Annotated in this window: 6 protein-coding genes; all 6 read left to right on the top strand. The window is 26.2% G+C overall.

Features of this window, described 5'->3' with window-relative positions; all coding sequences use genetic code 11:
• Positions 1–80: 80 nt before the first annotated feature.
• The 6 genes from MSCUN_RS06100 (at position 81) to MSCUN_RS06125 (ending at position 18,493) form a co-directional block, all read left to right on the top strand.
• Complete coding sequence (locus tag MSCUN_RS06100; protein ID WP_095608763.1) at positions 81–509, top strand: DUF1616 domain-containing protein; 429 nt, start codon at positions 81–83, stop codon at positions 507–509.
• Between the two features lie 85 nt (positions 510–594).
• A complete protein-coding gene (locus MSCUN_RS06105) occupies positions 595–1,539 on the top strand; it encodes an NAD-dependent epimerase/dehydratase family protein (protein ID WP_095608764.1) in 945 nt (314 codons plus the stop codon).
• Positions 1,540–1,792: 253 nt separating this feature from the next.
• Positions 1,793–3,088, top strand: coding sequence for a flippase (locus tag MSCUN_RS06110; RefSeq protein ID WP_095608765.1), 1,296 nt, complete (start codon positions 1,793–1,795; stop codon positions 3,086–3,088).
• 492 nt (positions 3,089–3,580) lie between these two features.
• A complete protein-coding gene (locus tag MSCUN_RS08510; protein ID WP_095609142.1) occupies positions 3,581–10,798 on the top strand; it encodes a hypothetical protein in 7,218 nt (2,405 codons plus the stop codon).
• A gap of 337 nt (positions 10,799–11,135) precedes the next feature.
• A complete protein-coding gene (locus tag MSCUN_RS06120; protein ID WP_095608260.1) occupies positions 11,136–17,093 on the top strand; it encodes a beta strand repeat-containing protein in 5,958 nt (1,985 codons plus the stop codon).
• A 26-nt stretch (positions 17,094–17,119) separates the two neighbouring features.
• Positions 17,120–18,493 (top strand): hypothetical protein, encoded by a 1,374-nt coding sequence (locus tag MSCUN_RS06125; protein ID WP_095608261.1) that lies wholly within the window; start codon positions 17,120–17,122, stop codon positions 18,491–18,493.
• Positions 18,494–18,693: the final 200 nt, after the last annotated feature.

Here is an 18,693-nt window from a genome sequence, read left to right on the forward strand (position 1 = left end):
CAACACTCAAATTAATTAAGAAAAAAATAAGTTTGAAATTATAAAAAAAATACACAAAAAACAGGAAATTTTTGATATTTATGAAAATAGTTAATAAGATTATAAAAGCAGCACTCATCATAATACTTATATTAGCTATTGTTTGTGTATGTTACATGGTAGTTAACCCAAATCAGGGTGAAGGATATACAGAATTTTATATTCTTGATCATAACAATAATACAACAGACTATCCTACCAATGTATCCCAGTATTCAATTGAAAAAATAAATATTGGAATAAAAAACAAAGAAAATGCGAAGATGAATTATACAATAGTAATAAAAAAAGATGGATATATTCAAGCTATGTATAATAAAACACTGCAAAATGACCAAGAAGAAATAACACCATACTATCTTACATCAACATCAAACATTGGTGATAATCAAGACCTTAAAATAGAGCTTTATAAAGGTAATACTACAAGTGTTTATAGAACACTAAAACTTAAATATAACGTAGTTTAGAAGCATAATTTATTTTAATAATTAACAATTAAAAGAATAATATAAGAAGAATAAAGAATTAAATAAGATGACACGAGGGCTAATTATGAACGACATAAAATGTGTTGTTACAGGTGGTGCAGGATTCATAGGATCACATATCACTGAAACACTAATTGACAATGGAGTATCACAAGTAACAATCATCGACAATATGACAACAGGCAATATAGAAAATTTAAAAGACTTAGATCACGATAAGATACAATTAGAATGTGCAGATATTACAACTACTGATTTAAAAAGTATATTTTTAGGACATGACTATGTATTTCACGAAGCAGCACTAATAAGTGTACCTGAAAGTATAAAACATCCAACAAAAACAAATGAAGTAAATATAAATGGTTCATATAGAGTACTTAAAGCAGCATGTGAATCAGGAATCAAAAAGGTAATTTCAGCATCCTCTGCAGCGGTCTATGGAGAGACAGACATATTACCAAACACAGAAACACTACCACTAAAACCACTCTCACCATATGCAGTATCAAAATCAATGCTAGAATTATACTCATACACATTTACAAACACATACAACCTCCCAACAGCATGTCTAAGATATTTTAATGTATTTGGACCACGACAAAACAGTGAATCAGCATACAGTGGAGTAATACCAAAATTCATATCAGCACTCATAAACGACAAACAACCAATAATATACGGAGATGGAGAACAAACCAGAGACTTCATATACGTAAAAAACATAGCAAAAGCAAACTATGAAATGATAAACAACGATGCAACAGGAATATTTAACATAGCACACGGAAAAACAACATCAATAAACCAACTACTTGAATACATATGTGAAATAATGGGATATGACTTCAACCCAAAATACATGCCACGACAAGATGGAGACATTATAAACTCAGTAGCAGACATAAGCAAAGCAGAAGAAGAATTTGGATTTAAAAGTGAACACGACTTTAAAAAGGAACTAAAAGAAACAATAAACTACTACGTAAATACAATGCAAAACTAGATAAAAAAAAAACGTAGTATTTACATCTCCACCACTAATTTTTTAAAACACTTAATTATTATTAACACTTCTTTTTATTATTAAAAATAAATTTATATTAATTATTTTTTACAAAAAATTATAATAACAAACTATAAAAAAAATGAATATACACTCACACCCCCTTTTTTTCAATAAATGGGAAGAAAAAAATTGATAATACAAAATTTTTTATTAAAATAAAAATAAAATAAAATGGGAAATTCTACATAACATGTCAAGACTAAAACAATTTCTTAAAACAAGTGAGTATAGAAAAATTCTTGAAAACATAGTCTCACTAACAGGATTACAGTTTGCAAGCTACATACTACCACTTATAACATTACCATATTTAACAATGGTACTAGGACCTGAGATGTTTGGATTAACCCAGTATGCAATATCACTTATCACATATTTTCAAATAGTAACAGATTATGGATTTAACTTATCAGCAACACGTGAACTTGCAATAAAACGTGAAGATAACAAAGAAGTATCAAGAATATTTAGTAGTGTAATGTTTATTAAATGTATGCTAATGATACTAACATTCATAGTACTCATACTTATTGTACTATTTATTCCAAAATTTAGTGAAAACTATCTTATCTACATCTTAACATTTGGAATGGTAATAGGATACATGCTCTTTCCAACATGGTTTTTCCAGGCAATGGAATATATGAGATATACAAGTATTCTAAATATTATAGGAAAACTAATATATACAATTGCAATATTCATATTTATACATAATACAAGTGATTACATTCTTGTTCCTGTAATAAACTCAATAGGACTTATTATTGTAGGAATTATAGGATTATATATGGCTATTAGAAGATTTAATATTAAACTTCAAATACCAAAGCTAGATGATATTAAATATCAGCTAAAAGAGGGATGGCATGTATTTATATCAACTGTATCAATAAACTTATATACAACAACAAATACATTTCTACTAGGTTTACTTACAAACAACACTATGGTTGGATACTACTCAATTGCTGAAAAAATTGTACTAGCAGCAAATGGACTACTAACACCAATATCTCAGGCATTATATCCATATGTAAGTCGAAAAAGTAGCAAATCTAAGACTATAAACATACAATTTATACAAAAACTTACAAAACTTATGGCAACTGTAGGATTAATACTATCATTAGTCATATTCATATTTGCAAAACCAATAATAATATACATATTTGGAGATGCATATACAACTTCAATAATATTACTTGAAATACTCTCAGCTCTACCATTCATTGTAGCACTAAGTACAGTCTTTGGAGTTCAAACCATGCTTACACACAACTACCAGAAAGCATTTAGTTCAATAACACTCCTTGGTGGAATAATAAATATAATACTAGCAATAATACTAATAACAATATATGGAGTAATAGGAATAGCAGTATGCTTTGTAATAACAGAATCATTCATAACAATAGCAATGCTAATATTTCTACAAACACATAACATTAAAATAATACCCACAAAAAAAATTAAAATCAAATAAGAGCGTGAAAAACTAATCCCCTCCTAATTTATCTTCTTTTTATAATAAACTTTTATTTAACAAAACCTACCAATGTTCATATTTTATAGTATATTTCTATGAGTTTATACCTTATTATTGTATAACTTAAAGTAGTTAGTTAAGCGTTAAATATTCTATTTATGATGAATTCATAGTTTTAGAGAAAAAAACAATTAAGAAAAGATAGGAAATTTTAGAGAAATATTATAAAATATTTTCACATAAAAATCCATAACCGGGGGGGGGGGGTAAGAATAATTTGAAAAGAAATAAATTGTAAAATGCCCCATTACTTCTATAGGCATTATCATTTTATAACCTATGATTTAATATAATATTTAACTATTCATGTTATGTTTAGTTTTAATTAAATTTTCTTGAATTTTATCATATTTTTTTAGAATGATAAAATTGAAAAAAGAAAACTTAATTATGTATTTTTTAATTATTTTTGGAGGAAAATGATTTTTTATGAATAAGAATGGTAAGTTTTTATTCGTAGGATTAATACTACTATTTCTTTGTATATCAATAGGAGCGCTCTCAGCAACTGATATAAATGACACAACAACCATATCAGATAACACAGCTGATAATACTCATGATATGATAAGTAGTAAAATTGTAAAAACATCACAAGATGTTAAAACTACAAATAAAAACCCAACTAAAAAAACAAAACAAGCAGATAAACAAACCAAAAAAGAACAAAGAACAGAAATTTACACAATAGACAACTATGAAACACTTAAAAACTCCTGGAATAACATCCAGGAAAATGGAAACAACGAAACACAATATACAATAAACATAAAAAATGGAAAATACTTATTTGAAGAAGAACTCGAAGCAAAACCATCAAATGACACACGTTACATAACAGTTAATGGTCAAGATATGAATAAAACAATATTAGATGGACAAAATAAGACAAGACTCTTTAATCTTAACAATACAAACCAAGTAATAAAATTTAACAATATCACATTCACAAATGGACACAGCACTGATGGTGGAGCAATATATGATAATTCAATAACCATCTATAATAACACACAATTTATAAATAACAAAGCTTCTAATAACATTAATTCTACTTCTTGTGGTGGAGCAATAAGTATAAGATCAAATACTTCAATTTATGATTCAAAATTCATAAACAACAGTGCTTCAACTATAACCGGATATGTTAGAGGAGGAGCTATTTATAGTTATTCAAATTCTATAATATATAATTGTGACTTTATAAATAACAGTGTAATAGACTTAGAACCAGAACATTATTATCAATCAGGTAATGGTGGAGCAATTTGTACAGGAGGTTCATCTAGCGTAATTATTAATATTACATTCTGTGAATTTAGAAATAATAAAGCAATTTCAAATATATCAAGATCATCTAAAGGATGTGGAGGAGCTATCTTTAATAATGATTATAATGCTTTAAATATCAATAATTGTAATTTCTTTAATAATTCTGGAAATTATGGAGGAGCAGTAGGACTTTATAATGGTGCAAATTATGGAAAAATAAGTCCTAATCTCATAGGTTGCATTTTTGAAAATAACACAGCCATCACAAGTGAACCAAATATTTTTAAATCATTTTCTGGTTCAACAAAGCTAAATATTGGTTCAGTTCTATTCATGGATAATTCAGAACCTTCTATACTAGAAGCTATGGCAAATGGTAAAAAATTACCAGTAATTAACCAAAAAACAAAAAATATAACAATTTACTGTTTAACTGATACAGATGATTATTACGGCCCTCTTACTAATCTTGGACGAGGTCAATCATTACAGTTAAAATCATCAAGTAACCTTATAAACACAACAGAACTTAAATTTACACCTGAAAACAGATATAAACTTACAATAGATACTAGCAAACTTCCAGAAAACCATGAAAACATAACATTATATATAGAAAATATAGAAGTTGCAAAAATAGTATGGGATCATAGCAATGTTGAATTTAATAATATTACAGCAAAACCAGGAGATAAAATAGTATTAAATGCTACATTTAAAACATCAGATAATAAATATATACCAGATGGAAAAGTTGCATTTAAAATCAATGGAAAAACAATAGGACATAGTAACATTAAATTAGGTACAGCAAAACTAAACTACACAATACCAGAAAACTACTCAGCAAAAGACTACATACTAACTGTAACATATGGTGGAAGCAACCAATTTATAGAAGCACGCGTAAATTCAACACTAAAACTTGAAAAACTCGCTACAAAAACAAATCTAACAACAAGTATTGATGGAAATACACTTAAAATAAATGTAGATCCACGTGATGAAAAAGGAAACACAGTAAAGACTGGAAAAATATGTGTAAAAATTGAAGGAAAAACACTACAAAACCTAAAAATAAACGGAAAAACCCAAGTAAACTTCACAATACCAAAAAGTTGGAACAACCGTCAAATAAAAGTATTAGCAATATATGGAGAAAATAATAATCATAAAGAAAGCAGAATAGAAATAAAAACAAAACTAATACTACCAAGTACAAAAACAACAAAAACAGATGAAGTAATAAATAACTACTATGTATCAGATCAAACTGGATCAGATACAAACAGTGGAACTCAAGATGCACCATTTAAAACAATACAAAAAGCTATAGATACTGTAAATAATAATAAACAATCAGCAACCATATACCTAGATGGAAACTTCAAAGGAGTAGGAAATACAAACCTTACAGTACCAGGAAACCTTCATATAAACTTTATAGGAGTAGGAAATTCAAGTATAGATGGAGAAGTAAACTATACACTTAAAGAAGAACTTTCAGATGGTGAATACTACTGGGGATCAGGAATAGAATGGCATCCATATTCAAATGGAAAAGGTAACTGGGCTATGAGTATAACACAAGGTAATGGACTTATAACAATATCCAATTTCACAATTAAAAACTGTTGGAATGAAGGAGGAGCAAGTATCGCTGCATATAAAACAGCAACAGTTGATAACTATGGTAACTTAGCAGTAAATAATGTGAGCTTTATCTTTAATCATGGTGGAGTAGGAGCAAGTATAAGAAACAATAAAGGAGCAAACATTAATATTACAGATAGTCTCTTTGAATCAAATCGTAAAGGAGCAACAACTGGAAACTATGGAGCAGGAATATATAACAATGGAACATGTTTAATAATAAACAGTACTTTCCAGAAAAATCTTGCACGTTGGGGAACAATAACAAACGATAAAAACCTAACAATAATAAACTCAACAATACGTGACAACAGAGGATATGATGGAGGAAGTTCATATAAATCAGGAAGTGGAATAGCAATAAATACACAAAATAGTAATTTCTTTGAAAGTATTAGTCTTAGTGGTATTAATACAATAATTGATGGATGTTACTTTACAAATAATGATCAAATTGATATTTATGGTGATTTAAGCCAAAATACTATTATAAATAACGTATTTGATAAATCAACTGGTATAATATTTAATGGAAATCAAAGTTTCATAATCAACATTACAAATAACACAATTGACTCACCTGTAGCATCAAATATATATTCAACTCTTTCAAACACAAATCCATACATAGTCACATTTAAATTATTAGGTGATTATAAATACTACATTAATTCAAATAAAGTTTTAAATGTAAAAGGTTCACAATCAAGAGCTATGGAATTTAGTGGACATGATTCTGTAATAACAAACAATACATTTACACGTGCAGTTACAGTATCAGGAAATAACAATATAATTTCAGGAAATAATATTACAACAAGTATTGATGATTTCACAATAGAATTAAAAGATTATAAAAATAATACAATATCAGACAACTATCTTGAATCTAAAATTCTTAAAGGAAACAGTGCTGTTAACTATACATCACTTACAAATAAAGTTGAAAATAACAAACCAGAAGTTAAGGAAATAGAAGTAGATGATAAAACATTTTATAAATTCTTTGATGATGATGGAAACTTACTCGATTCATATAGTGAAATTGAACAAATACAAGTTATAGGATCACTTAATAATAAAAATATGAACTTTAACAAACCAATAAGTATCGTTCAAAAAGGAAAATTCACATCATACAATGTAACAATAAAAACAACAGCAGATATTGAACTATTATCATTTAACATTACAAATACAAACCAACAATCTATACTAACATCAAATAACAATGCACAAGTTAGAAATACATACTTAGTAACAGATAATGAATATACTATCGTATTAAATGGAGAAAACAATACAATTGAAAACAACACACTTGTTGCAGATATTCTAGTTGGAAATGAAGCAGTAAAAACTAGTAAAATAAACAATATAACATTGAATGTACCAACATATAAAAACTATGTATTATCAAATGGTAACTTTAACATATACTTTAACACAGATGGAACAATAAAACAATTAGCTTCAGAAGATGATATTCATTTCTTAGTAAATGGAACATTAACAAACAAAAATATGATAATTTCAAATAATAAGAATATAACAATAACAAATTATCATAATAATGCAAAATTAGTTAATACTACAATAAAAGCTGAAGATGGATCAACACTCAACATGAGTTATATAACAGTTGAAAATAATAATGATAAAACAGCAATACAACTTGGAATTGGAGATCATAAAATAAACAATTGTAATATCACAACAAATGCAAACTTTGTAGATATAAATGATGCAAATACAGTTGAAATAAACAATAATAATATAAAAACAACAGGAAAAAACAATATAACAACAATAAACATAATATCATTAAAACAAACAGCAACAATAACATACAATAATTTTACAGGTAATTCACAAGTAATTAAAACAACAAATAGTCAACCAGCAATAATAATTATAGATCATAATACAATAACAACAAACTCAAATAAAACAATAGCAATAGAATTAGAACACCAAAAAGCTTCAATAACATATAATACATTAAATATACTAGGAGTAAATTCAGTAGGATTTAAACTAGCCAACACAAGTTATAATAGTTCATATCAAGATTTCTTCAGATATAATTCTATAACTATCAATAATGAAAATTCTACCGGAATAATACTAGCAAATAATACTTTATCATCATATACAACATTAGATGATAATAATATTTATGTAAATAATAACAATTCCATTGGAATTGTCTTAAATAACATGATGAATTCTAATATAAATTCCAATTCAATGAGAATTCAAGGTACTGAAAGTATAGCAATAGTAGTTAATAACTCAAAAAATTCAAATATAAGATCTAATAATATAGAAGTCTTAAATAAAAATGAAAATAAAGCACCAATAATGATAAATAACAGTACTAAAACTAATATTACAAGTTGTAATATTTCAACAACAGGTACATATTCTGTAATTATAGATGAAACATCACAAAATACAAGAGTTATAAATAATATATTATATTCCCAATATCTTGGAGATAACAGTGTATTAAATTTAAACATGGAATATAATAAAGTAATAGATAATACCCCTGAATCTATAACATACTTCTATCTTAATGAAGCAACATATAATCAATACTTTGATAAAAATGGTAACTTACTTATTGATGTCCCTGATAGTAGTTTAATACTTGCAACAGGAAACTTATATAATAAAACACTAAACATTAACAAGCCAATAAACATAATAGGAAATACAATAACATTCTTTAACACTACAGTAAATATAAACGCAGATAATACAAGCATAAGCGGAATAACATTTAAAAATTATACAAAAATTATGATAAATGCAAATAATTGTAATTTAGAAATAGATGAAATAAACATTACTAAAGATGACTCTGATGCAATAATAACAATAAATGGAAATAACAATACAATAAGAGTTGAAGGTGAAATTACTTCAACAGCTACAAATGAAAAATCAAATTTAACAGTAATGAAAATAACAGGAAACAAAAATAACATACAACTAGAATATATTATAAGATCTTATAATTATAATCATGCACTAGGATTTTTACTTGATAATACAAACAACACAATACTAAATCATTCAAGTGCATTATGGCTTAGTGGATTAAATTCAACAGGAGCAATAATTAATAACTCAAATAATAATATAATAAGACCAGATCAATACGATTCATACTCCACTGAAGATTTCCAAGGAATAATACTTAATAATTCATCATATAACAAAATATCAGGAAGTATAAGAGCAAAGGAAAATCCTGCAAGTATATTATTAAAACTTGAAAATAATTCAAACTATAACAAAATAGAAGGACTAACTTTAAGAGGAGATAATTTAAATACAACACCAGTACAAATAATAGATTCACACTATAATAAAATATACAACAACCAAATTAACTTCAAAAACCTAATAGGACATGCAATAAACATAACAGAAAGTATAGGAAACAATGTAACATACAATGTATTAACAACAGGATCATTACAAGGAGATCTAGCAGTAATACAAGAAAACCAAAACAATACAATAAATAATCAAGTAAGATATAATTTTGCAAAAATAGGTTCAATAGTACTAATAAGATCACTTACAACATCAGGTGATATTAAAGCATATCATACAATAACAATAACAGCACAAACAAACCAACAAGCAGGACATATCATATTTACAATTAATGATGAAGAAATAGGAGTAGTTGATGTTGTTAACAAAACAGCAACAATAAATTATACAATTAAACCAACAGATGGAAACTCACTCATCATAAAAGCAACATTTGAAGATCCAAAACTTAAATATAGAGTATGGAGTAAAACAACTACAGCAGTTGTAGAGAAATTAGATTCTAAACTCTTAATGGCTAATACTACAAATGATGGTGTGAAAACGACAGCTACAACAATTATCATAGATGAAATTGGTAATATTATATATGATGGAAATGTAACATTTACACTTGGTGATATGAACCAAACAGTTGCTATAAGTAATGGTATTGCACAAGCAACATTCGATACAAGTGCATATAAACCTGGTGAATATAATATTACAGCAACATTTAATGGAAATAACATATGTACAGTTGCAAATAATACAGCAACACTTACAATTGCACCTTATGATGTAAATGTTGTTGTAGACCCTGTAACCACTCTAAATGGAAATAAAGTACTCTTAACTGCTAATGTAACAGACATAAACGGTAATCCTGTTAATGCTGGTCGTGTAATATTTAAACTTAATGGATGTACACTAAAAGATTCAAGTGGTAACACATTAATTGCAAATGTAACTGGTGGTATTGCAACAATTGAATACCTCATGCCAGCAAGTTACACAGCTAAAGACTACACACTTACAGCTGTAGCATCAAGTAGTACATACAACCGTACAGAAACAAACACTACACTTACAATTACCAAAACAACACCAAAAGCACAACAAGTACCTACAAGCGTTAAAAGAACAAACAATACAACAATCACACTTAAATTCACAGATGATAAAAACAATGACCTAATTGGTGAAAATAAAGTTTGTATAAAATTTAATGGAAAAACACTTATAAATACAAAAGCAACCAATGGAACAGTAAAAGTAAACCTAGATTTAACAAACTACAAAAACAAACAATATGAACTTACAGTTATATGTGGAGAAAACAGTAGATACAACACATCTAAAAATGTAAGTACACTCATATTAGAATAAATTACTTAATCTCCCACTTTTTTACTTTTTTTTTATTTTTACTAAAACTAATTTTAACTAATATTTTCAAATATTATCACTCATACTCTAACCAAAGGGGGGGGGGGGGGAAATTTTAATTTGTTATACTCTTATTATTAAATGGATTGTAATTCATTCTGTAATTATCTTTATATGAACTAATTAATTAATATTTTAAGTAACTATTCATTCTATGTTTAGTTTTAATTAAATTTCCTTGATTTTTAACATATTTTTTTTGGGAATGATAAAAAATTTAGAGGAGAAAAATTTAATTATGATCTTTTTAATTATTTTTGGAGGAAAATGATTTTTTATGAATAAGAAAAGTAAATTTTTATTCTTAGGATTAACATTACTCATTTTAGTTATATCAGTAGGTGCTATTAGTGCAACTGATTCTAATAATACTCAAAGTAGTATTTCTGATAATGGATCAATTAATATAGCTCATGATATATCTAATGATAAAGTATTAAATGATAATAAATTTTCAAATACAAAAGATAATTCTAAAAATGAAAATTTAAATAAGAAAGCAATAAATAATAAACAATCTAAAAAAGCAGTAGAATCAACACAAACAGCTACTGACTATGAAACACTAAAAACATCATGGAACAACATAAAAACAGATGGAGACAACACAACAGACTACATAATCAATGTTAAAAATGGTAATTATAACTTTGATGAACAACTTGAAATAAATAATGAATCAAATATTAAATCTATTACAGTTAATGGAGAAGATGTTGATAAAACAATATTTGATGGACAAAATAAGACAAGATTTTTTAATATAAATACAACAACACTAAAAATCTCATTTAATAATATAACATTTAAAGATGGATTTAATAACACTCAAGCTGGAGCTATATATGATAGATGTGATATGAATATTAATAACTCTAAATTTATAAATAATAGAGTTTATTCAGAATCTGAAGATATATATACAGTACGAGGTGGAGCTATTTATATCTATGCTGGAAATACTACAATTAATCATTCAAGCTTTATAAATAATACAGCAGAATCAACAACAACAGGTTATTGTACTATAAATGGTGGTGCAATTGCATATAATTCTATTTCTGGAAGATATATGTTTGTAAATATAACATTTTGTGATTTTATAAATAACTCTGTAATTGCAAATGAAAATAGTAGTTATCCTGAATATGCTGTGGGTGGAGTTTTCGCTACTAGTGATGGAAGGACTGCAAAAATTGGTGGTTTAAATGCTACAAATTGTAATTTTATTGGTAATCATGCAAATGTAGGTTCTGTTGGAAGTTTCAGTTATGTGAACCGTTTTAGACCTACAATAGTGAAAGATTGTGTTATTGATAAAAATACAGGTTCTAAACTCTTTGATTATAGTGGATCTGATGGTATTGATGTAAGTTCAAATTATTATCCTGATGGTTCAGCAACTTCAATTATAACCTTAGTTAATGGTGAATATCCTATAAAAGTTCTTAATCAAAGAACAAATAATATTACAATTAATATGATAACAGAATTAACATCATATGATGAACCTACAACAATGATAGGAAACTATTATCAAATTCCAGTTAAATCTTCAAGTACTCTTATAAATACAAGTAATATTTCGTTATCTGCTGATAATAAGTATACTGCAATTATTAATATAGGTAATCTACCTGTAAATCATGAAAATATAACACTTTATGCTGGTAATCTTGAAGTTGCAAAAATTATATGGGATTATACAAATGTTGAATTTAATAATATCACAGCAAAACCTGGAAATAATATTATATTAAATGCTACATTTAAAACATCAGATAACAAACTCATACCAAATGGTAAAGTTGCATTTAAAATCAATGGATGTACAGTAGGACACAGCAATATTGAATTTGGAACAGCAACATTAAATTACACTATACCAGAAAATTACTCAGCAAAAGACTATATACTAACAGTTGTATATGGTGGAAGCAATCAATTCATAGAAGTACGTACTAACTCAACATTACACCTAGAGAAACTTGCAACAACAACAAATCTAACAACAACAATTGAAGGAAATACACTTAAAATAACTGTAGATCCAAAAGATGAAAAAGGAAACACAGTAAAGACTGGAAAAATATGTGTAAAAATCGAAGGAAAAACACTACAAAACCTAAAAATAAACGGAAAAACTCAAGTTAACTTCACAATACCAAAAAGTTGGAATAATCGTGAAATAAAAGTTATTGCAATATATGGAGAAAATAACAACCATAAACAAAGCAGAATGGAAATAAAAACAAAACTAATACTAAATACAAAAACAACAAAAACAGAAGAAGTAATAAATAACTACTATGTATCATACCTTACAGGATCAGACTCAAATACAGGATCACAAACCAGTCCATTTAAAACAATACAAAAAGCAATAACAACCATACAAAATAATGGACAAACAGCAAATGTATACTTAGATGGTAATTTTAAAGGAGTGGGAAACACTAATTTAACAGTACCTGGAAATCTTAAAATTAACTTTATTGGAGTTGGAAATTCAAGCATTGATGGAGAAGTAAACTACACAATAAAAACACAACTTACTGATGGTGAATATTATTGGGGATCAACAACAATATGGTATCCATACAATAATGGAACAGGTAACTGGGCTATGAACATAACAGGTGGAAATGGAATTATAACAATAACTAACTTTACAATTAAAAACTGTTGGAGTCCGGGAGGTACTGATATAGTATCATATAAAACAGCAAGTATTACAAATTATGGAAATCTTGAAGTAAATAATGTTTCATTTATCTTCAATCATGGAGGAGTTGGTGCAAGTATCAAAAATAACAATGGTGGAAACCTAAAAGTTATAAACAGCCTCTTTGAAGCAAACCGTAAATCAAACAGTACAGGTAACTATGGAGCTGGAGTATATAACAATGGAACAGCAACCATAATAAACTCTACCTTCCAGAAAAACTATGCAAGATGGGGAACAATAACAAATGATAAAAATCTCACAATAATCAACTCAACAATACGAGATAACATAGGATATGATGGAGGAAGTACATTTAAAACAGGTTCTGCTATAACAATAAATACAGGAAGTACAACATTTGATGTAACATATAACGTAACTTCAATTACAACAATAATCGATGGATGTTATTTTACAAACAACGATCAACTTGATATTTATGCAGATGAAGGAGATTTAAATATTACAAATAGTATATTTAATAAATCAACAGGAATTGTTGTACCACAAGCAAGTGCAAAAAATATTAAATATAATATTATAAATAACACAATTGATTCACCAATTGGGTCATCATTATACACAAGTTTATCATCAACAGACTATCAAATATTAGCTTTCAGATTATATGGAAATTACATTTACTTAATTGAAAACAACACAGTTCTTAATTTAGCAAGTAGTGATTCTAAAGCATTAGAACTACAATCAAGTAATTCAACAATAAAAAATAACACATTTACACGTGCAATTCAAATTACAGGATCAAACAATACAATAACAGGAAATAATATAACCACAACAATGGATACATACACAATAACTATTCCAGATACTACAAGTAGATTTAACATAATAAAAAATAACTATCTTTCAACTAATGGACTTAAAGGAAATGCTGCAATAGATTCAAATAGTAACTTTAACACTATTGAAAATAACATACCTGAAACACAATCAATAAGCATTAATGATGATACATTTTATAAATACTTTGATGATGATGGAAATATATTACCAGCATTTAATAGTATTAACTTAATTGAAATTTCAGGATTACTTTCAAATAAAAACATTAATCTTAACCGAGAAGTTAGTATTACTCAGACAAATAATAAAGTAACTTTATTAAATATTACAATAAATATTAACTCACCAAATTTAAGTATATCAGGATTAAATGTTGAAAATAAAAATAATAATTCTGTAATTATCATAAATGCAAATAATATTACAGTTACACAGACAAAACTACTAACAAATTCAAATTATTCAATTATATTAAATGGTAATGATAATAATATTTCAAGTAATGAATTAGTTGCAGATATTCTTACAGGTAATGAAGCTGTATTAAGCAATGGAACAAATGTAATAGAATTAAATACACCAACATATAAAAATTATGTTTTAACAGATACTACATACTCAACATACTTTGATAATAATGGAAAAATAAAACTTGAATACAACGAAGATAATATTCATTTCCTAATTAAAGATTCAATGCATAATAAAAATATGATATTTAATTTAAATAATACAATTACAATTGTAGGATCAGAAAAACTAGTATTATATAATACAACTATAACAGTAGAAGATACAACATATCTTAATATGAGCTATGTAAATATAGAAAATACAAATAATAAAGTAGCATTACAACTAAATGTAGCTAAAAGTTTGATTAGTTACAATAATATTACAACAAATACAAATGCAATAAACATAGAAAATGTAACTGGATGTGAAGTTAAAATACAAAATAATAATATTATTGCAAACTCTACAGAAAATGTAACAACAATAAATATTATTAATACAAATGGATCAAGTAATGTAAGAACAACCTCAGAAATAAGCAATAACGTAATTATAACATATGGTCCTGCTCTTAAAATGAATAATGGAAATATAGCAACAGTATCTATTGGATTATATAATTCATCAGGATTTAAGATAAGACAAAATACAATTACAACAAACTATGGTAAAATTATAGATTCAGATAATATAATTGCTTCAATAAGTATGAGAAGTCCTATAAAATCTAATCTTACAGAAACACAGTATAATACTATTATAACAAATGGTGATGATAAAGCCATAAGTTTAAATATGCAGAACTATTCAGCAGATATTTATAGTGAGAATTTTATAACAAATGCAAAAACATCAATAAGTATTCTAGCTAATGGATCTGATACAACTGGTAAATCAATTTATGGTTCATTTAAAAATACAGGTTCAAATTGTTATGGTGTAATATTAATTAATTCAAAAAATATAAAAATATATTCATCTCAAAGAATAAATGCTGAAAATATAGTTGGATTTTTAGTTATAAATTCTTCAAATAATTTAACATTTACACGTAATAATATCGTTCTTAATGGATCTGATGTTGTAGCATTTAAATTTATAAATTCAAGTAACTTAAATATTACAGATAATAATATAACAACAACAACTAATGGTACAAATTCTGATGTTATATTTATTAACTCATCAAGTAATTCTCTTCAAGTAAATACAATAATAACAGATAACCTATACACAATACAATTAGATAAAGATTCATCAAATAACTTAATTAAAAACAATACTTTATATGCTAGTACAACTTTTGGATCAAACTCAGTTAAAAGTGAAAATTCAACAAATCGTATACATATAAATTTACCTGGTGAAGTTGTAAGTTATATATTCTTAAATGATAAAACATATTCACAATTCTTTGATGAAAATGGTACTCTTCGTGATAAAGTACCAACAGGTATAACAATTCAACTTACAGGAAATTTACATGGAAAAGTTTTAAATATTACAAGACCAATTAATTTAGTAGCAGATAAAACAGAACTTATAAATTCTAAATTAATAATTGATAGTTCTGCTAAAAATACAAATTTAACAGGAATAAAATTATCAGCAGATAGTAGTGTTATTATTTTAGCTGATGAATCAAACATTAACATATCAAGCATGAATATTACAAATACAGTAAGTGATAATATTGATTTAATTCTTATTCGAGGAAATAATAATAATATAATTATTGATTTAGTAACTGTTTCAAGTTCAAGAGATTTAAATTCAAATATTTCAGTAGTAAAAGTTACAGGTAAAAATAACAAAGTAAATATAAATTCATTAAGAGCATCTTACTTTAATGAAGTAAATGCAATATTACTTGAAAATACTTTAAATAATAGTATATTCTTCAATAATCCAATGTTCTCATCATGTAATGATACAACTTTCATCTTACTTAAAAACTCAGATAAAAACAATATAACATTTGGATCAATTTATACACTTAGTAATATAGATAAATTAACAGAAATTACTCTTATAAACTCTTCAAATAACTATATTGGAGGAGACTTCTCAACTTATTATGGTGCAAGTGAACTTTCAGTATTAAGAGTACTTAACAATCAAATGCAAATACATTCTTACTTAAAATATCAAGATTACCAGTTACAAAAACACCTATTGTAATTAATAATTCAAATTATAATACCTTTATGGGCTGTTATCTTTCATTTAATAATTATGCAGGTCATGCAATTAACATAGTTGAGGGTGTTGGAAATAAAGTTGAATATAATATAATAGGAACAATTAACTTACAAGGTGATCTTGCAGTATTACAAGAAAATATTAATGACTCTGTAAATAATATTGTTAAAAATAATTACAAAGAAAATAATGCTTTATCTGTACGTATGGATGTAACAATTCCTGATAATATAAAAACTCAAAACAATCTAGTATTAAATGTTAATTTAACATATAAAAATGGAACAAGTTACAGCTCACCTTATGTTGCTGTGGAAGATGGAATTTTAATATTAAGAATTAATGGAGTTGAAGTTAGCAGTGTAGATGTTGTTGGTGGAATAACTACAATAAATTATACATTAACTGATAATGATTTAAATTCTATTTATGTAGAACTTATCTATGGTGATGATACATTAGTTAAAAATATATCTGTTATAAATAAAACAGTTAATATTATAAAACAAGATTCTACAGTAGTTCTTCCTAATATAACAAATGATGGAGTACAAACAAAAGTTACAATAATAACAATAGATGAAAAAGGTAACATAATTTATGATGGAAATGTTACATTTAAATTAAATAATGAAATACAAACAGTATCTATTGAAAATGGTATTGCAGAAGTAGTATTTGATACTTCTAAATATGCATTAGGTATTTATGAATTAATAGCTGAATTTAATGGAAATGATTTAATAGCTAAGTCTACTGCAAATTCAACATTAAATATAGTTAAATATGATCCAATAATTAAAGTGGATCCTATAACAACATTAAGTGGAAACAAAGTACTACTAACTGCTAATGTAATTGACGTGAATGGTAATCCTGTTAATACTGGTCGTGTAATCTTCAAACTTAATGGATGTACATTAAAAGACGTTAATGGTAACACACTCTATGCAAACGTAATAAATGGTGTAGCAACAATTGAATACCTAATACCATCAAGTTACACAGCTAAAAATTATATATTAACAGCTGTAGCATCAAGTAGTACATACAACCGAACAGAAACAAACAGTACTTTAACAATTAATAAAACTACACCAAAAGCACAACAAGTACCTACAAGCGTTAAAAGAACAAATAACACAACAATTACACTTAAATTCACAGATAGTAAAAACAACAATCTTATTGGTGAAAACAAGGTATGTATAAAATTTAATGGAAAAACATTAATAAATACAAAAGCAACCAATGGAACAGTAAACGTTAACCTGGATTTAACAAACTATAAAAACTCTCAATATGAACTTACAGTTATATGTGGAGAAAATAGCAGATACAACACATGTAAAAATGTAAGTACACTCACATTAGAATAAAATTAAATACTTAACCCTCCCCCCCCATTTTATTTTATACTTTTTATTTTTTTTTAGCATTTCTCAAAAAAGTTTATATCAAATAAATTAGATTAATTTTCATAAAAAAAAAGTATCTTTAAATATATCTTAATCAAATCTTACAGAAATATATACTATTTTATATCCATCACACATTAATTCTTTAAATATTTTTCTTT

It is taken from the genome of Methanosphaera cuniculi (assembly GCF_003149675.1).
Classification (GTDB): domain Archaea; phylum Methanobacteriota; class Methanobacteria; order Methanobacteriales; family Methanobacteriaceae; genus Methanosphaera; species Methanosphaera cuniculi.